At 41.9% G+C, this 20,145-nt stretch carries 14 protein-coding genes; 11 read left to right on the top strand and 3 right to left on the bottom strand.

Translation table 11 applies throughout. The annotated features are described in order from the left end of the window. The first annotated feature begins 1 nt into the window (after position 1). From ASL11_RS20865 to ASL11_RS37875, 3 genes are all read left to right on the top strand, one after another. The gene (locus tag ASL11_RS20865) at positions 2-403 is read left to right on the top strand and encodes a hypothetical protein (protein ID WP_056619111.1); all 402 of its coding nucleotides are present in this window, start codon (positions 2-4) and stop codon (positions 401-403) included. Further along, positions 372-1,895, top strand: a complete 1,524-nt coding sequence (locus ASL11_RS20870) for a hypothetical protein (protein WP_157256995.1) — start codon at positions 372-374, stop codon at positions 1,893-1,895. Before ASL11_RS20865 ends, ASL11_RS20870 begins: the two co-directional genes overlap by 32 nt. A gap of 107 nt (positions 1,896-2,002) precedes the next feature. After that, positions 2,003-2,128: a hypothetical protein gene (locus tag ASL11_RS37875; RefSeq protein WP_268796212.1), complete on the top strand. Its 126-nt coding sequence runs from the start codon at positions 2,003-2,005 to the stop codon at positions 2,126-2,128. Positions 2,129-2,220: 92 nt separating this feature from the next. Here ASL11_RS37875 and ASL11_RS20875 read toward each other — a convergent pair whose 3' ends face one another. From ASL11_RS20875 to ASL11_RS20885, 3 genes are read right to left on the bottom strand one after another with little or no spacing between them, the layout of a single operon-like run. Beyond that, positions 2,221-3,201 (bottom strand): sugar ABC transporter substrate-binding protein, encoded by a 981-nt coding sequence (locus ASL11_RS20875; RefSeq protein WP_056619118.1) that lies wholly within the window; start codon positions 3,199-3,201, stop codon positions 2,221-2,223. Continuing rightward, a complete protein-coding gene (locus ASL11_RS20880; protein ID WP_056619121.1) occupies positions 3,188-4,834 on the bottom strand; it encodes a response regulator in 1,647 nt (548 codons plus the stop codon). The genes ASL11_RS20875 and ASL11_RS20880 overlap by 14 nt, the downstream gene beginning before the upstream one ends. A 6-nt stretch (positions 4,835-4,840) precedes the next feature. Next, a complete protein-coding gene (locus ASL11_RS20885) occupies positions 4,841-6,646 on the bottom strand; it encodes a cache domain-containing sensor histidine kinase (protein ID WP_235550527.1) in 1,806 nt (601 codons plus the stop codon). A gap of 252 nt (positions 6,647-6,898) precedes the next feature. On the opposite strand from ASL11_RS20885, the gene ASL11_RS20890 reads away from it, so the two are divergent. The 8 genes from ASL11_RS20890 to ASL11_RS38015 all read left to right on the top strand — a co-directional run bounded on the left by ASL11_RS20890 (position 6,899) and on the right by ASL11_RS38015 (position 20,046). Further along, positions 6,899-7,933 carry an ABC transporter substrate-binding protein gene (locus ASL11_RS20890; RefSeq protein ID WP_056619125.1) on the top strand — a complete coding sequence of 345 codons (1,035 nt, stop codon included), beginning with the start codon at positions 6,899-6,901 and terminating at the stop codon, positions 7,931-7,933. 97 nt (positions 7,934-8,030) lie between these two features. After that, on the top strand, positions 8,031-9,542 hold the full coding sequence (locus ASL11_RS20895; protein ID WP_327205108.1) for a sugar ABC transporter ATP-binding protein: 1,512 nt from the start codon (positions 8,031-8,033) through the stop codon (positions 9,540-9,542). Between the two features lie 5 nt (positions 9,543-9,547). Further along, complete coding sequence (locus ASL11_RS20900) at positions 9,548-10,573, top strand: ABC transporter permease (RefSeq protein ID WP_056619128.1); 1,026 nt, start codon at positions 9,548-9,550, stop codon at positions 10,571-10,573. Next, positions 10,566-11,528 (top strand): galactofuranose ABC transporter, permease protein YjfF, encoded by a 963-nt coding sequence (gene yjfF / locus ASL11_RS20905; RefSeq protein WP_028553234.1) that lies wholly within the window; start codon positions 10,566-10,568, stop codon positions 11,526-11,528. The genes ASL11_RS20900 and yjfF overlap by 8 nt, the downstream gene beginning before the upstream one ends. A 76-nt stretch (positions 11,529-11,604) precedes the next feature. Further along, a complete protein-coding gene (locus tag ASL11_RS20910; RefSeq protein ID WP_056619131.1) occupies positions 11,605-13,668 on the top strand; it encodes a methyl-accepting chemotaxis protein in 2,064 nt (687 codons plus the stop codon). 23 nt (positions 13,669-13,691) lie between these two features. Then, entirely contained in the window at positions 13,692-14,738 is a 1,047-nt protein-coding gene (locus tag ASL11_RS20915; RefSeq protein WP_082595643.1) for an ABC transporter substrate-binding protein, read from the top strand. A gap of 470 nt (positions 14,739-15,208) precedes the next feature. After that, positions 15,209-16,210, top strand: a complete 1,002-nt coding sequence (locus tag ASL11_RS20920; protein WP_056619135.1) for an S-layer homology domain-containing protein — start codon at positions 15,209-15,211, stop codon at positions 16,208-16,210. 128 nt (positions 16,211-16,338) lie between these two features. After that, entirely contained in the window at positions 16,339-20,046 is a 3,708-nt protein-coding gene (locus tag ASL11_RS38015) for a carbohydrate-binding protein (protein WP_063795645.1), read from the top strand. Positions 20,047-20,145 lie beyond the last annotated feature (99 nt).

A 20,145-nucleotide genomic window follows, 5' to 3' on the forward strand; every position in this document is an offset into this window, starting at 1 on the left:
TATGTTTCTGAGGAAGATGGGGATTTTCTTGATGATTTGTCTTGTAGGCATCATCGGTTTACCGCTTAACCAAGCCAACGCCATCGATTCCGACTATTTTGGGGTGAATGACCCCTTGCAACGCTACACGACGGATTATACAACGGAAATCAATCAAATCGCCGATTCCCAAATTCAGTGGATCCGCATTTCCCCGGAATGGGGCAGGATTGAAACAGCCAAAGGCGTGTATGACACGGCCTACTTGAATCATTTGGATAATATGGTCAATCAATTGATCGCAAAGGGCGTCCATATTGTTTGGATTTTATGTTATACAGCACCTTGGGCTTCCTCCATGCCAGGGCTTCCTCCATGCCAGGGCTTCCTCCATGCCAGGGCTTCCTTCACCGGATATAGCTAGGTATAAACCAGCCAATTGGGCGGATTGGGAAAGCTACGTCAGTTTTATTACCACAAGGTATCAAGGGAAAATCAACAATTGGGAGGTATGGAATGAGCAGGACTCGTTAGGATTCTGGAAGAGCAGTATCGACGATTACAACACCCTTCTGCAGAAAGCTTATAACGGTGTCAAAGCGACAGACTCATCCAATACCGTATTAATGGGGGGATTGGCTCTATCAAGTTATGGTCTCGGAACATGGTTCGATACGTTGATGAGCAAGGGGGCAGGTAACTATTTTGACATTATTAATTACCATGCATACGGTTCATCACCGCTTCTGGTCAGCAAATATAACGGGATGATGGACATCGTAAATAAGTACAGTGCGACCTTGGGAAGCAAACCCATCTGGATAACGGAAACCGGTTATTCTTCGATGGGAACTAATGAATACCAAAAAGCTGATTACGCGGATCAAGTGTACGTGATGAATAAACGATGGCCTAATGTCGCCAAAGTATTTTGGTATAATTATAGAGACACAGACACGAGCAATGTTAAAGAGGACAATTTCGGTCTGGTCGCTAAAAATTTATCACCGTTAAAGGCTTTGTACCATTTTCAAGCGTTGAACGGTGCCGAAAGCTTCTTCGGCTCGCAAGTGGAAAGTGCGCTCACGTTATTTATGAACACGTCTCCGGCAGACAGCGGAGTAACGAGCTATGGATCTTATATCCAGATTTCCCCCAATAAATACGCCTATTTTCGGTTGAGCGATCAATGGCTTTATGACACGAACGAGGGGCTCGATACAACGGCAGCGATAGAAGTAACATATCTGGACAGCGGGTCCGGTTCATGGCAGCTTCAATACGATGGTCAAGGGGGAGCCTATACAACAATGGCTAAAGTATATATAGGCAATACAGGCCAATGGAAAACCCAAACGTATACCCTGAACGACATTAAATTCGCCAATAGGCAAAATAGTTTTTCCGATTTTCGTATTTACGCGGATAACAATGGGATAAAATCCTTTAGCAGGGTAAAGGTGAAGAAACAAAGCAACCACGCGAAAGTCATATTGAAAAATGTCAACAACTACACGTTGGTGGAACAATTTCAATCGAGCGATCCAACCAAAGAACCATATACGACGGTGGAGACAATCGGCGGTGTGGAGGCGCGCAAAATATCAGGCGACAACAAATATTTCTATTTTCAGGTATCCGACGGATTCGCTCGAACAGGAGATACACAGTTGACGATCAAGATTTCGTATTATGATTCCGGAACCGACAACATATTGATCCAGTACAATGCGCTTACCGCTGTGTACAAACCATTGCAAATTGTTAAAACAGGAACTAATACGTGGAAGGAAGCTGCATTTACAATAACGGACGCGAATCTTAGAAACTTGCAGAATAATGCCAGCGATTTTCGGATCGGCAATTATTACGACGGAAGTGACGAGTACATTCGATCGGTGGAAGTAATAAAGTGATTTTCATAGTAGCCTGTCTCAACAGAGATTTAGCGCTCTCGCCCTTGCTGCTCCCGGTAATCGCGCGGCGACACACCCTTTGTGCGATGAAAGGAGTGGGAGAACGTATGAAGGATTCGCAGTTAGCAGAGATTCGGAATTTAAAGATCGGGTATATTTTTCAGAACTTCAACCGGCAGGTTGCGGAGCAGGCGAAGCGGGTTGTAAGGTTTCGGGATGGGAAATTACTGTAAAAAGAAATGATATCCGCGGAAATACAAAAGAGCAAAAAACAGCCAATTGCTTTAAAGGGCTATTTTTTGCTCTTTTTCAGTTGCATAGAACCTTAATACTCATTCGCCATATCACTCTGTTTAATCTCCACAAAACCAGTGTCGACCCAAGTAGTTGGAGGTGCATTGCTAGACGCCGCGAGTAGTTGCTCGATAATTTTATCTCCCCATAGATGCTCATTCTCAGAAATCACAGCGTTGATTTGGCCATTTAATAAGGCTTCTTTGACATCAGGTGTCATACCGAATGTGATAGCGTAGCGTTTTAATCCTTGGGATTTCCAAACAAGGATTGCATTGGAACTGGAGATAATATCCAAAGGAACTAGTGCGTCAAAATGAGGATGCTCATTGATCATGGTTTCAAGGTCTGAAATAGCTTTCTCAGAATCACCGTTATGATATTTTTTTTCAAGAACTTGAATTTCCGTTTTTTGTTTTAAATATTGTTCTAAACCCTGAAGTCGTTGGCGTATTTGAAGGGAGTCCGCCATGCTTCCCTCGATCATGATCATTCCTCTGCCTTTAAGATACCGATCTACCATTTGACCCATGAGTGTACCTTCTTGAAGGGGATCACTTCCGATAAAGGAGTAACGCTTACTGGCAGGTACATCTGACTCGAAACAAATAACTGGAATGCCCGCTTGCGTTGCTTTATTAATGATTGGCACCAGTGCAACAGGATCAATTGGATCAATGGCAATGCCGTTAACCTTTTGGGCAATGAGGGTTTCCATCATCCTCATCTGCTGTTCTATGTTAATTACATCAGGTGCTTTGACAATTAAATGAACGGGATATGGTTCAATCGCTTTCTCTATGGAATCAGTAATCATTTCATAGAAGGGGTGTGTCATCGGATAAATGATACCAAATGTGAGTATATTTGTATGTTTGGTATTTGAGCTTGTTGAACCTGGCGAACTTGATGTCGAAAAAGATACTTCGGGACCGGAAGGTGATGACTCTTTACATCCCGTTAAACATATTAACATTACCGTTCCGAGTGTTATCCATTTAGTCATCCTCATGAAGAGAATCTCCCTTCGTACTATCGAGAACTTCACCTGCAGTCCCATTCTTTCTAAATTCTTTGGGGGTCATGCCGGTTAAGCGTTTGAATAAATTCGAAAAATAATGGGGGTCATTATAGCCCACCAAAAAGGCGATCTCATATGACTTCGCTGACGTGCTTTTGAGAAGGTCCATCGCTTTGCGAATGCGTACCTGGGTCAAAAACTCAATGAAGGTTTGCCCGGTTTCTTGGCTAAATACGCGACTCAAGTAATTAGGACTCAGATTGACATACTCGGCAGCGTCTTGCAACGAGAAGTTATCCCTCTCAAAATTCAATTGCATATAATCTTTGACTTTCGAAATCATATCGCTATATTTATCGTAAATACGAGAACGCCAGTTCCAGAACTGTTCGATTAAATTGACTAAATAAGCACAGGTTTCTTCCCAACTCCGTATATTACCAATCATTTGTTGGAATTGATGAAGTGATTTCTCTGGTTCAGCAAGGTGTCGATACATATCTTTATTGGAACGAAAGGCTTCAATCGTAACGTCATTCAAAATATAAAATCCGATAGAAGAGGAATGCCAATTAATATCGACTAATGCGGCAGCATATTCCGCGACAAAGGTTTCTAATTTCGTATGTGATCCGATTTTCAAAAAATCCATAAAAGCGCCACGATCCAAAAAGAGAGTCGGATCTAATGTTTCTGTCTTCATCTCACTTAGCACATTTCGATTTTGACGGGATAGCCTCCGCCAGTGAGCATCTTCCATGGCATCAAGAAAGGATAAATGTACATTCTGGAGGCGATCTTGCACACTGCCAATGCCAATGGAGATCGGCAGAGAGTGAGCTTCTTCGGAGATCTCTTTTTGTAAATCTTGAAATACTTGTAACTCAAGTTTCAAATTCTCTAAGGTATCGCTCTTAATGATCCAAACACTTTCAGAGCGGCTGCGTTGAAACATCAAATGCTCAAGATTCACCTTCAATCGGACACACTTGTCCAATAATAAGCGCTCATGTTCATACATTGCAATTAAGTCATTATGTTTATATGCCTCTGTCTCACGTAAATCCAGTACGGTTACTACATAATAATGAGCGATAATATTCAATTGAATAGAAGCACTATGATGCATCACCTCTGAGGTGGTCATGAAACCACTGCAGAGGTCATTTAATAACTTTTCTTGCGAAATGACACTACGTTCATTTTCTTTATCTTTAAGTAGTTGGAGTTGTGTTTGTATGTAACGCTCCTTGTCTATTTCTTGACTGACTTTGTGGAGCACCTTCACCAGCTCAGTAGGGCTAATTGGTTTCAAACAGTATTCTTCTACCCCAATTTGCATCGCTGTTCTTGCATATTCAAACTCAGCATGGCCGCTAATAATGATGATTTTCATATCCGGAAACTGCTTGCTCATAATGCTGCTTAATTCCAGACCGTTCATGAAAGGCATAAGAATATCCGTAATTAAGATATCTGGTTGAACTCTTTCAATAATAGGTAGTGCAACCTCGCCATCTGATGCATCGCCACAGTATATAAATCCTTCCTTCTCCCAATCAATACAATCACGAATAATCTCTCTAATTAATATTTCATCGTCAACTAACAATATTTTTTTCACGAAACATCATCCCCAATCACACGGTATTCGAATGCTAACAATCGTTCCTTCACCTTCTATGCTGTCTACCTGTACGCCATAAGCTTCTCCGTAATATAAGCGAATTCGTCTATGAACATTGTGCAATCCGAATCCTCCGGACACTTCATTTCCAGTTTCCTTTGGCGTATGGGGTTCCATTAAATCCTTCCGTAGCTGCTGAAGTCGATCTTCCGTAATGCCTTTACCGTTATCTTCAACCACAATAAGGAAGTTATCCTCATCCTCAATCTTCGCCGTAATTCGTATCAGCCCTTTGCCACGCTTGTTTTTAAGCCCATGATAAAGGGCATTTTCAACAATGGGTTGTAAAGTCATTTTAAGGATAAGTAACGAATGCAAGCTTGAATCGATGGCAATTTCATAATCCAAAATATCCCGATACCGCATCTGTTGGATGGTTAAATAACTCTGAAGATGTTCAATTTCTTTTTCAAAGGTTATCCAATCCTTCCCTTTACTTAAGCTAATTCGAAACAGTTTGGATAAAGCCATAACCATCTGGACGACCTGATCCTTTTTCTCTGATTGCGCCAACCAGAGTATGGAATCCAATGTGTTGTACAAGAAATGAGGGTTAATTTGAGCCTGTAGGGCTCTAAGTTCCGATTTCTTGATTTCTTGCTGCTCTTTAATGCTTTGGTCTAGCAACATGCGAATTTTCCCAATCATAATATTAAAGCTATTCCCCAAATCAGAGATTTCATCTGTACCTGTAAGAACGACTTTAGCTTCAAGAAAGCCGGATGCGGCGAGTTGCATTTTGTTTTTTAGTATGCGAACAGGTCGAGTCAAGCGAGTAGACACAAAGAAATGCAAGGTTATCGCGAAAACGATGCTAAGCATAACGCTTATGATAATGAGCTGACGAATGGAATTGGCTTCCTCCACAATTTCTTGCAATGGTACCACCCCAACGATATTCCAACCCGTGGACATGGAGGGGGAAGTTACAATAAATTCTGGTTTACCTTCCGAAGAATCCACATAGTCTTTGTTTTTGTTTTCAATAATAGAAGCAATATATTTGTTTTCTAACCACTTTGTATGATTTGCAGCTTTTGAGGGTAAGAAAATGGCATTGCCCTTGTTGTCCGCGACATAGAAAAAGCCACTTTTCCCAATAATGACGTTATCACTAAACTTTTTGACGATGTTGTCATCGACATCAATGATTATGAATCCAATGACTTCGTGGGTAACTCGCTGTTTTACTGTAGAAACAATTGAAATAATATTGTGATTCTTGTATTGAAATCCGTCTAGAGGATCTATGGAAGAAGGATCATTAGGCGGGATATTCAAGACAGCTTCAGGATTTTGAATCAGATAGTCAAAATGTGGATTTCGTAATGCATTTTTATTAAGTTGAAAGACACCCTTCCTCTCGCTGATCCCTCGGCCATATAAATTAATCATGGTAATGTTCAGTACGCCATCATATTGATACGTCTGTCTATAGGAAGACATCGTTTGTAAAATCTCTCGTGCATCTAAATTTGAATCTGTTTGTGAAAATAGAAAATGTAGAACATTGGGATTTTTCTCGAGTTCCAGGAGTTTCTTGGTATCAGTAAACACGTTATCAATTTCTGTCGCTAATTGGGTTGCAAGCATCACCGTTGCAGCTTTGCTGTTATTAAACACGGTATTGTACGATTTATGATAGGAAATGAGACCGACAACAATTAATGGCAGACATGTGAGTATAACAAACATGGTTAAAAGTTTGGCCCGGAGGCTAGAAGTAATTTTGCGATATATATCCATCATGCGAATACCTTTCATTAGTTACAAAGTGTCGAAAGCTTATTGTAAATTATGAATCAACCGATATGAAAACGCAATCATTTAACAAAATACTGCACTTTTTGAATAAAAAAGTACTGTTTTTAATTTTGGGATTCAAAAAGTGAATAATAATTTACAAGAAGTGTCTATGAAACTCCGTATACCCTTGCTCATTTCATATCCTATAATTTAGTTACACCGAAGCAAACAGGTGAAATAAGGGAGGAAATATAAATGAAAAAGTCTCTAGGGGTAGTATTAGTAGCTTCAGCAATGATGATGTTCACAGCAGCATGTGGTAGTTCAGGAGATAGCAAGACCGCAAGCAGCACAACTGCAGCAGCAGCGGTAAGCCCAAGCACAGCAGCAGTAGCTACGGCTAAAGCGGACAAGAAAATCACTATGGGCTTTGCTCAAGTAGGTGCTGAAAGCGGATGGCGATCAGCGAATACGAAGTCCGTTCAAGATTCTGCGAAAGAAGCAGGCATTGAATTGAAATTCTCCGATGCACAGCAAAAACAAGAAAATCAAATTAAATCCATTCGTACATATATCCAACAAAAAGTTGATGTTATCGCGTTCTCTCCGGTTGTTGAATCCGGTTGGGACACTGTATTGAAAGAAGCTAAAGATGCTGGCATTCCAGTTATCTTAACGGATAGAGCTGTAGATTCGAAGGATACTTCCCTCTACAAAACATTCATTGGTTCAGATTTCGTGGAAGAAGGCCGCAGCGCAGGGAAATGGGTAGTTGACAAATATAAAGATGCGAAAGAAACAGTTAATATCGTAGAGCTTCAAGGAACTACTGGTTCTGCTCCTGCGAATGATCGTAAAGCTGGATTTGGCGAAATTATTAAATCAAATCCAAACCTTAAAATCATTGCTTCACAAACAGGTGATTTTACACGTGCTAAAGGTAAAGAGGTTATGCAAGCATTCTTGAAAGCCAATAAGAACATTAATGTTCTCTATGCACATAACGATGATATGGCACTAGGAGCTATTCAAGCAATTGAAGAAGCAGGACTTAAGCCAGGTAAAGATATCATCATTATCTCTGTTGATGGTGTGAAAGACGGCTTCGTAGCAGCAAGTGAAGGGAAAATTAACTTCATCGTAGAGTGTAACCCACTCCTTGGTGGACAATTGATGCAAGCTGCTAAAGATGTACTAGCCGGTAAAGAACTTCCGAAACGTATTGTTACGAAAGAAGGCGTATTTACTTCCGAAGATGCGAAACGTGAATTGCCTAACCGTCAGTACTAAGACATTGTCTATAACCTAGTTATTATAAATAAAAAGGGCGGAGCTGCTCCATCTTGCTAGAATGGAGTAGCTCTCGTTCATATTGGAGAGGAGTGGCATGATGAAACAGGGTGATCCGGTATTGCAGATGACCGGAATTCATAAGCAGTTTCCGGGTGTTAAGGCGTTAACGAACGTTAATTTCAGAATGTTTCCTGGCGAAGTTCATGCCCTAATGGGTGAAAATGGGGCAGGTAAATCTACACTAATTAAAGTACTTACGGGTGTTCACTCCATTGATCAGGGAATTGTTGAGATGGATAAACAGCCAATTCGTATTCTTAGCCCGCTTGATGCGCAAAACGCAGGTATTAGTACGGTTTATCAGGAGGTTAACCTCTGTTCAAACCTGTCTGTAGCTGAAAATATTTATATTGGGCGTGAACCACGTCGCTTCGGTCGTATTTTATGGAAAAAAATGAATGAGGATGCTGGGCAATTATTGAAGAAGAGAATGAATCTTGAAATAGACGTTACACAACCCTTGCATGCGTATTCCGTAGCTGTTCAACAGCTTGTAGCGATTGCCAGAGCCTTAAGTATTTCGGCAAAAGTGTTAATTCTAGATGAACCAACCTCCAGTTTAGATAGAGGTGAGGTTATCCAACTATTTTCTGTCATGACCCGATTAAAAAATGAAGGACTAGCGATTCTATTCGTTACTCATTTCTTGGATCAGGTTTACGACATTTCAGATCGCATAACCATACTCCGCAACGGAGAGTTTATTGGGGAATATTTAGCCAAAGATCTTCCTCGTATAGAGCTGGTTTCTAAAATGATTGGTAAGGACCTTGAGCTGCTAGAAGAGTTGCCCAAAGGTGATGCAGCTAATCAAATTAGTCATGAAGTATTCATTCAAGCAACCGATTTTGGGAAGAAAGGTTCCATTGAACCTGTTGATCTCACGATTCATAAAGGTGAAATTGTTGGTTTAGCAGGCTTGTTGGGTTCAGGTAGAACGGAACTAGCTAGATTATTCTTTGCAGCAGATAAGGCGGATTCTGGTGAAATGACGATTGCTGGTTCAAGTGAGGCGATTCATACGCCAAGGCAAGCCATTGATCAAGGTATTGCATTTTGCTCCGAGAACCGTAAATTAGAAGGGATTATTGATGATCTGACCGTGCGAGAAAATATCATACTAGCCCTTCAGGCATCCCAAGGTTGGTTTAAAACGATCTCAAGAAAACGGCAGGACGAAATGGCAGATGAATATATTCGCGCATTAAACATTAATCCACCTAACCCTGAACATTTGATTAAAAATTTAAGCGGCGGGAATCAACAGAAAGTATTGCTTGCTCGTTGGTTGCTTACGGATCCAAGTTTATTGATTCTGGATGAACCTACGCGAGGCATTGATATTGGGGCTAAAGCTGAAATTCAGAAATTAGTTTTGTCATTAGCGCAAAAAGGGATGTCAGTCCTATTTATTTCATCGGAACTCGAAGAAGTTTTACGTGTCAGTCATAAAATCGTCGTATTGCGTGATCGTCACAAGGTGAAAGAAATGGTTGGCGATGAGATCAGTCAGAAAAATGTTATGAAGGCAATTGCGGGAGGTTAATAGACATGGTGAAGCATCATTTGTTTTGGCCACTAATTTTTTTAGGCGCATTATTAGTTTTTAACTTTATCTACTCTCCTGATTTCTTTGCGATAAAAATGCGAGACGGTCATCTTTACGGCAGTCTAATTGATATCTTAAACTTTGGCTCTCCGCTAATGATTGTATCTATTGGGATGACGTTAGTTATTGCGGCGACGAAAGGGGTGGATCTTTCCGTCGGTTCAGTCGTAGCTATTTCTGGAGCGATAGCTTGCCTGATGATCAGTAATGGGGATGGCAGCTTAGTGAATGTCATTATTTCAGTGGGAACAGCGTTGTTAATTTCGCTTGTACTAGGTGTTTGGAATGGATTCCTAGTTGCGAATATTGGCATGCAGCCGATTATCGCCACGCTCATCTTGATGGTTTCTGGACGCGGCGTATCACAATTAATAACGAGTGGTCAAATTATTACGATTTCGAACCCTCATTATAAGTTCATTGGTGCAGGATCACTATTGACGCTTCCGTTCTCTATCTTCATTGTTGCAATTGTATTCCTTATTGCGTATCTCTTAACAAGAAAGACAGCACTCGGTCTATTTATTGAATCTGTTGGTTGTAAGCCAACAGCAAGCAATCTTGCCGGAGTGAAATCGAAGACGGTAATGTTCTTCGTATACATGTTCTGTAGTTTATGCGCAGCAATTGCAGGGTTGATTCTTAGCTCGAATGTCTCAAGCGCAGATGGCAACAATGCTGGATTATGGTATGAACTCGATGCGATCCTAGCTGTCGTTATTGGTGGAACCGCACTAACAGGTGGACGCTTTTACTTAGCTGGCACATTAGTCGGTGCATTAATTATTCAAACCTTAACAACGACGATCTATATGATTGGTGTACCACCTGAAATAACGCTAGTTGTTAAAGCTTTCGTAGTTCTCATTGTTTGTTTAATTCAATCGGAATCTTTCCGCAAATCGATTGCCTTCCGTTGGAAAACCCGCCATTATCCGGCTGAGAGGGAGGTCAAACAGCATGCTTAAGAAACAGCATATTCCTATCCTGGTGACAATGGGGTTATTTGTACTCATGTTCGCTGTCGGGTCTTTCCGTTATACAGGATTCTTTTCTTTACAAGTACTGATGAATTTGCTAATTGATAATGCCTTTTTATTAATAACGGCTGTTGGAATGACATTTGTTATCGTATCAGGTGGTATTGATTTATCGGTCGGCTCTGTTATTGCCTTAACGACGATGATCTCGGCGAGTTTAGTCCAAGCGGGTTGGCCGCCTGGCCTCGTCATACCGATGGTATTGTTAATCGGAGCTCTCTTTGGTTGGGGAATGGGAGCCATCATTCATTACTTCAAGATTGAACCCTTCATCGTTACCTTATCCGGGATGTTCCTTGCTAGGGGTTTGTGTTACATCATAAGTATTAATACCATTACCATCGATAATGGCTTCTACACAAGTGTGGCCCAAACGAAGATTAGCTTACCTGGTGGTAACTTTGTCTCGATTAGTGTCATCATTGCCTTGTTGGTTGTATTTCTAGGCTTCTATATTGCACATTACACACGTTTTGGCAGAAATACGTATGCATTAGGTGGAAGTGAGCAATCTTCCATATTGATGGGCTTACCAGTTGGGCGTACCAAAATGCTCATCTATGCGTTCAGTGGATTCTGCTCAGCACTAGCAGGCGTGGTCTTCACTTTCTACATGCTTTCAGGTTATGGCTTACACGCGATGGGTATGGAATTAGATGCCATAGCAGCGGTTGTCATCGGGGGCACACTCCTCACCGGAGGCGTTGGATACATTGTAGGTACTTTCTTCGGTGTCATGATTCAAGGTGTTATTCAAACGATTATTAGTTTTGAAGGGACATTAAGTTCTTGGTGGACGAAAATTGTTATCGGTATTCTATTGTTTATGTTTATTATCTTACAACGTTTGCTAAGTCAACGACGCTGGGCACAACGTAGATAAAAGTTGAGGGAAGGGCATTAATTGACATGTTTTGTCGACTAGTGCCCTTTTTCATATGTACACAGGGGGAACTTATATGCCATATATTACAAACATTGTGCGGATGCTGTTTCAACGGCCTAGTCGGTCGATCGGTACTAAACTTTTCCTCATCTTTTTTTGTTCCTTAGGTGTCTCCGTTATAGGCATGGGGTTATTTTCTTCCCGTATTGCTGAAAACGCAATCATTGATCAAATGAAAAAAAGCTCGCAGGATTTAGTTACAACTGCGGGGGAGAAATTAGACATGAAGCAGCAGTTTTACATAGATTTATCGAATCAACTCATTAGTGATAGCACATTTACTAAAAATTTATTTCAAATTTCTAATGCTGGTATTGGAAAGGCTGAATTGGAACGAAGAAATTCCGAAATGAGAGATGCATTCGACCAGTTAGCATTATCGGATCAGAGCATTCGAGATATCACACTGATTCCCATTCAAACGTCCCTTGATATGATAAGTACACAGCGAGAAGGGTTGAGTCCAGATCTAAGAACGGCTGGTTGGATTCAAACTATTCTTAATGCGAGTGGTAAACCCGTCTGGATGCCTATAGAAGAAAAAGGGTACTTAGGAGATTCACCTAAACCTCTCTTTGCTTACGGGAGATTACTAGGTAAAAATAATGTAGGCTCTGAGGATTTCATCCTAATCGTTCAAATAGAAGCTAATGTTTTGCAAACGATGGTCAATGCTTTTCAGCTTAGTGATGGCGCGGAAACGCTTATCACAACTCAATCTGGAAAGTTGATTTTGAGCAATAACATGGTATCGAACTCTCATACGATTTCATTACCAGCGAATTCAACAGTTTCAGGCAGCTTCATAGATAAACATGTGAGTGGGGTTCGAAATTTGCTTGCCTATCACCAATCATCTGTCAGTAATTGGTCATTCATCGCGATTGCACCGTTGGCTGAGTTAACGAAGTCTGTTAGTAAAATTCAGAAAATGACTTATGTATTTATAGGTTTGAACATTCTGCTTGCTTTGATGATTGGTTTATGGATTGTATTCATAGTTGGCAAACCACTTTCTCATATTGTGAAGTTAATGAGGTTAGCTGCCGATGGCAATTTAACCGGAAGACTATCAGTTCAGAATCGGAAAGATGAGATTGGACAGGTAGAATTCGCATACGAGCAGATGATGGAGAATATTGGAGATCTTATCATGAGCTCTAGAGAAAGTGTGATTGAAGTCACTGAATTTAGTAAGCGTATGAGCAGTGCAGCCGAAATCACCGTTATTTCTGCAAGAGAAATACACGCAGCGACAGATCAAATAGCTGGTGGTGCGATTGACTTGGCTTCGAATGCCGAGCAAAGTGCGGCGCGTATGGAACAAATGAGTACTTCTTTAACTAATGTATTTTCACTTCAAGGTATAATGGCTCGTTCCGCTCAAGAGGTAGAAGAGGTTTGTAGAACGGGTGGAAACTCAGTACATGATCTCTTGCGTAAAGCAGGGGATACTGAAGCTAGTTTTCGAGTTGTAGCAGGCAAAGTTAACAGTCTCCAGGAATCTGCAAGTTCTGTTCGTGCGATACTGAAAATCTTGAAAGAGATCACGAATTCAACCAAGATATTGTCACTTAATGCTTCGATTGAAGCAACCAGGGCTGGAGCCGCAGGAGCTAGTTTTAAAGTCATTGCGAATGAGATACGCCAATTGGCGGAACGATCCAATGCCTCCATTGGTCAAGTAGGACAATTTACAGATATTATTTTACAAGAGGTGGAATCTACAGTAGGGGCTATGTCTGATGCAATGCCTTTCTTTCAAGATATGAATGTGGAAGTATTTGAGGTGTTCAAATTATTTACACGAATTCAAGAAGAAATGGAGCAGTTATTAACACGAGCTACGGACGTTACCTTGTCCTTGGATAAATTAAACGCTGTACAAACCGTACTTGGTCAGGCTATATTCGAAGTATCTGCTGTATCACAGGAGTCATCAGCTTCAACGGAGCAAGTCGCTTCACTCTGTTCAACGCAGCTAACGATCGGAGAGCAATTGTTAGAACTCTCTACGAGATTGAATCAAATCTCAGGTCAATTAGAACGACATATGTCTCATTTCCACACGAAATAATCTTCAAGGGGGACTTGAATAAAATGTACAAGAGTAGACCGAAGAGTATGTTGTTAGCGCTTACCAAACTGATTGTGTCGCTAAGCATTCTAATGTGCTTCTTTGGTTGTGAGCAAGCTCAAGTAGATGAAGCAACTAGAAAGGTTGGACAAGAAAGCCATGAGGAGTCTGTAACAACGCCTACAATTAAAGAGCCAGTCTTAGGATTCTCGCAGTTAGGATCTGAAAGTGAATGGCGGCTTGCCAATACGTCATCTATTAAAAATTCTGCAGTTGAATCTGATGTCGAACTCAACTTTCAAAACGCAGAGCAATCGCAAGAAAAGCAAATAGAGGCTATACGAGAGTTTGTCAAAGAGAAAGTGGATGTCATCGCCATTGCTCCTGTTGTAGAAACGGGATGGGAGCCTATTCTGAAAGAAGTTAAACAAGCAGGAATTCCAGTCATTATTATTGATCGGCTGGTAGATGTCACTGACCCATCGCTGTATGTGACATATATTGGTTCTGATTTTTATGAGGAAGGTCGAAAAGCAGGGAAGTACTTATTAGATAAAATTCCTAAATCGATTAAATCAGTAGGTATTGTTGAATTAAAAGGTACAGAGGGATCAACGCCATCCATTGCTCGGGGGAAGGGATTCCGTGACGTCATTTCATCGCGTAGTGATTTGCAATTCTTGAAGAGTGAGAACGCAGATTTCACTGTTGCTAAAGGCAAAGAAGTGATGAAGAAATTTTTGCAAGAAAAAGGTAGGGAGATTCGTGTGTTATATTCCCATAACGATGATATGACCTTTGGTGCCTTAGAGGCAATAGAAGAATATGGATTAGTTCCGGGCAAAGATATTGTGGTCATCACCGTAGATGGCACGAGGAAAGCACTTGAGAAGATGAATGAGGGTAAAATTAATTTAGTGGTTGAGTGTAATCCGTTGCTGGGGCCAAATCTCATTCAAGCTGTGAAAGAAATCGTGAAAGGCAGCACATTGCCGAAACGTATTGTTACCCCTGAAAATGTATTTACACAAGTAACAGCACAGAAAGAAATCGCATCTCGTAGTTATTAAAGGAAGAATCGGAATAAATTATAAAAGTATAACATTTGTTATTTTATAGTAAATGTATACTTTTATATGATCCACTTATTAGTTGAATTTATATCGTATATTCGTAGAAATATTCACTTTTCGAATAAGAAATTACATTCTGAAATGATTACGTTCGAGTTATACTGAACTTAGTAATTATCACACCACAGTAATTTTGGTAATTACAAATTACTAAAAGGAGTGTAATCAAATGGATGTAAAGATGAAATACGAGAGGAGTCTTAGAATGAGTAAGAAAATAGGTATGGGGTCTCCTCAATCTTTTAACTAAACGCTATTAAAAGACTTTTAATGAGTGGGTACTTAGTTTCCAAAAGATTGTAAGATTTACATTACTAATCTCGCGTATGTTTCAAACAAAAATAGTTGAATAAGTTAACTATCTGTGGGTCCGGGGATGGGATATTATGCATTCTAAGGAGATTAACATGAGAAAAGGGAAATTAACTTTCGTATTATATTTAATTGTAGTGATGATAGTTGCTTGCTTCCCCCGAGCAGGATATGCAGAAGGAGATGCCGTCTTCACACTGAGTGAAAGCATTGAAAGCGTTGAAAGCGTTTTACTTGATCAAGAGCTGGAAGTTACGGTGAATGGAAACAACTTAAAAGACCTTTATGCATATGAAGTACTGATTACATTCGATCCTGAAATCGTTGAGTTGGTTAAAGGGGAATCGAAGCTGGAGGGTTTTTACATACCTCCAAAGGTAGATAACGGGAAAATGACGATAGCCTTTACACAGGTTGGGAAGAAGGCCGGAGTGCAAGGGAAATTACCCCTGAGTACCATCATCTTCAAAGGGAAGGCCCAGGGAAATGCCAATATTAAGCTGGTATCCGTGAAGGCACTGGATTCGAGTCTTGCAGCAACTGTATACAGTTATGGAACTGCCTTCGTCGATCTCCAAGGCTATGAGTGGGCAAATACGGAGATAGAAGCGCTAGCATCTTCGGGAATCATCAAAGGAACGTCGGCTACTACCTTTAGCCCAGGGGACAATATTACCAGGGCAGACTTCATTTGCTTGCTGGTCAGAGCTTTACATCTTAATGCAGAAGTAGTTGGCAATTTCAATGATGTAGAACAGTCCGACTATTATTACCAAGAGGTAGGGGTAGCCAGGAAACTTGGAATTGCTCAGGGAACGAGCGACAGCTTGTTCGAGCCGAGGCTAAGCATATCCAGACAGGATATGATGGTGGTGGCTGCACGAGCAATGAAGAAAGCCGGAAAAATGCTGGACGAGTCAGTTTCAGACTTAAGCAGCTTTAGTGATTCGAGTGAGGTAGCAGCTTATGCATCAGGCCCCCTGGCTCAATTGCTCAAGGAAGGAATCATTCAGGGCTACAATGGCATGATCAAGCCAAATGATACGGCGATAAGAGCAGAAGCAGCCGTTATTATACACAGGGTATTGAACATGTAGACTAAGATGGCGGCATTCCGAGACGGAATAGTCAATGGCTACCCTGTCTTGAAAGAAGGTGTGTGCTTTCAGGAGGATTCAAATCTTAAATTAATTGAAAATTCAAACAATAAGGCGGAGGATGTTCTATGAAGAAATTGAACAAAATGCTGGGGATGACGATGGCTTTAACTCTTGCATTCACATTAAGCCCAGTTATGGAGAAGCAGGCAGCAGCTTCGACGCTCACTCCAGCGCTGGCTAAAACACCTGGTAATAACAATCCGCTATTTTCGCAAAAATTTGGTGCGGATCCCTATGCAATGGTATATAACGGCAGAGTTTATGTCTACATGACCAATGATGTATTGGAGTACAATGCTGATGGGACAGTTAAGGATAATGGATACGGTAAGATTAATAAGATTACGGTTGTTTCGTCCGATGATATGGTGAACTGGACAGACCATGGGGAAATCCTAGTAGCAGGGCCGCAAGGTGCGGCCAAATGGGCAAACAACTCCTGGGCGCCGGCGGCTGCACATAAAACGATTGATGGCAAGGAGAAGTTCTTCCTTTATTTTGCGGATAATGGAAGCGGCATTGGTGTGCTCACAGCGGATAGTCCGATCGGCCCATTTACAGATCCAATTGGCAAACAATTGGTAAGCAGAAGTACTCCTGGGGCTAGTGATGTTACATGGCTTTTTGACCCAGCGGTACTGGTTGACGATGATGGAAGCGGTTACTTGTATTTCGGCGGCGGTATTCCAGCCGGAAAAGATGCTGACCCGGGAACCGCACGTGTTGCTAAGCTTGGTGCGGATATGATCAGTTTGGATTTGAGTGTAAGCGGCGGAACTCTTGGACGCATCAATCCACCGTGGTTGTTTGAGGATTCAGGTATCCACAAATACAACGGGAAGTATTATTACTCCTATTGTACGAACTTCTCTAGCGGGCATCCGTCGGATATCCCTACGGGAGCAATTGGCTATATGGTAAGTGACAACCCAATGGGGCCATTTACCTTTGTCAAAACAATACTGCCCAACCCTGCTACGTTCTTTGGTGCTGGAGGTAACAACCACCATGCGATTTTTGAATTCAATAACCAGTGGTATGTTACCTACCACGCACAGACCGTAGCAAAGGCAATGGCTGAAAGCGGTATGTATCCACAAATGGGTGGGCAACCGCATGGATACCGTAATACAAACATCAATAAAGTAAGTTTTGATGCAAACGGGGTTATTAATCCTATTACTGGCGATTACGCAGGTGTTCCGCAGCTCCAAAATTTGAATCCTTATACAAGGGTTGAGGCCGAAACAATTGGTTGGAATGGCGGAATATCCACTGAAACTACTACACAACCAGGAGGCATGGTTAGCAGTGTAAATCTGGCTGTCAGCATCATAAATGATGGAGACTGGACTGCGGTATCCAAAGTTGATTTTGGAGCTACAGGCGCAGGAACATTCAAAGCTAATGTTGCAAGCTCGGGCGGTGGAAACATTGAACTTCATCTTGACAGTGCTACTGGCCCATTGATCGGGACACTTCCCATTTCCAACACAGGCGGAGACGATGTTTGGAAGACAAAAACAACGAGTGTTTCCGGTGCTACAGGTGTCCATAATGTATTTATGGTATACACGGGAGCATCAACAGGTAATCTCTTCAAGGTAGATTCTTGGCAATTCGAGCAAAAGACAGCTGCTCATGATCTAGTTGCAATCAACGCATCCATTGATAAACAAAAGATTGATACTGTTTCCGGAACCAATCAGGCTAACCTGAAGGTTTCAGCCATATACGCCGATGGAACAAGTGCAGATATTAGTGCTCAGGCCCTTGCAACACCGGCACAAAGCGGTATTGTAAGTGTAAACAACGGAGTTGTCACTGGGGTGGGCTATGGCTCCACAAGCATTGACATAAGCTATGGTGGAAAAACAGATACAGTTAATATGCTTGTAAAAGACTTGAACAGCGAACTGACAGTGAAGAAGATTACCATTGACAATGGTTCAGTTACGCTGGATTCTGGCAAAACTGCAACCTTTAAAGTAACAGCAGAATATGTTGACGGACACACGGAAGATGTAACCAAAACAGCAACGTATACCAATCCAAGTCCTGCTATTGCAGAAGTTGCGGGCGGTACTATAACGGCTAAAGCAAGCGGAACAGCAAATGTTACTGTAAGTTTTAAGGGAGCATTAGGCGCTGCTGCAACATCGCAAATTAGTGTACTTGTCAATACGCCTTCTGTTGTGGCCATTGAGGCAGAAACAGCAGCAGAAAACACAGTCAATGCCTATGTATATGGCACCATAAATGGTCATACTTGGTCGCTTGTTGATGGACAGTCCACGAAAGCGATGTTTTTCGGGCCTAATACGGTGTTCACTGCGTCAGGTACGGATGCAGCTTCACTTGCAGCCAATTCCAGACTTGGATATAAAGTCAACTTTCCAACTTCAGGAACCTATAATGTTTGGATACTTGTTAAGACGCTTGGCTACGATTCGGACTCCATCCACGTTGGATTAGATAATCAGTATAAATTCACTACTAACGGTATTGAGGGTCTTACTCTTGGTCCTCAGTATAAATGGGCGAATATCAGTGGTTCTAGTGGCGGTATGTTTGGCGGAGCTACTTTGAATGTTACCGCTGGCGTACATGAATTGAACTTCTGGGGAAGAGAAGACGGCCTTGCCATTGACCGAATCTATTTAACGACAAGCAACGCTACCACAGACCCTGTCTGGCCTCAGCCACTAGTACCTACAGCTACGATTTCAGCAGACAGCAGCGTGCAGCCTGGAAGCAGCTTTACAGTGGCTGTTAGTGCGGACAACGTGACACAAAGTGTTTATGCGCAGGACATCACCATATCTTATGATTCCAATGTATTTGATTATGTGAGTGCGGTAGGTGCCAATAACAACATCCAGATCGTGTCAGAGAACAAAGATACTGTTGGAAAAGTTAGACTCATGACCGCCAACACCGGAGTTGGGATATCTGGAGTCAGTACACCGGTGCTGAATCTAACCTTCAAGGTAAAGGCTGGTGTTCAGAATACCAGCGGAACGATTGCAGCTACACAGGCAAAGTTCGGTGTGGCTCCGGAAGGAACCGTGATTGATGCTGCTCTTGGCAGTAAGAGCATTTCAGTAGGCGCTATTGCAGTGGTTAAGACAGCGTTGACAACAGCTATTACGGATGCACAGAGCCTGTATGACGGTGCAGTCGTAGGAACAGCGAACGGTCAATACCCACAAGCAGCCAAGGATGCATTCGGTGCAGCCCTCACTGCAGCAAAAGCTGTAAGAGACAGCGCAAGTGCGACACAGTCCCAGGTTGACAGTGCCGTTACAGCACTGGGCAGTGCAAGATCAACTTTCAGGGCAGCAGTTATTGTAGTGGTAATAGATAAGACGGCTTTGACAACAGCTATTACGGATGCACAGAGCCTGTATGACGGTGCAGTCGTAGGAACAGCGGCTGGTCAATACCCACAAGCAGCCAAGGATGCATTCGATGCAGCCCTCACTGCAGCAAAAGCTGTAAGAGACAGTGCAAGTGCGACACAGTCCCAGGTTGACAGTAGCGTAACAGCACTGAGCAGTGCAGTAGCTGCCTTCAAGGCAGCCGTAATTAAATCTGTAGACCTCAATAATGATGGAAGCATCGATGTAGGTGACCTTGCAATAGTAGCTTACAATTACGGTAAGGACTCCAATAGCACAGACTGGACAACTGCCAAGAAAGCGGATATGAACAACGATAATAAGATCGATATTTTTGATCTTGCGTATGTAGCATCCAAGATACTTCAATAAGTGACCCGCACAATCGTAGTTGATCGTGATCGCTAAGAATTACTAAATCCAAGAAAAGGGCGATGGGAGACGTTTGTCTCCCATTCGTTCCTTATAATG

It is taken from the genome of Paenibacillus sp. Soil750 (assembly GCF_001428045.1).
In the GTDB taxonomy this organism is placed as follows: domain Bacteria; phylum Bacillota; class Bacilli; order Paenibacillales; family NBRC-103111; genus Paenibacillus_E; species Paenibacillus_E allorhizoplanae.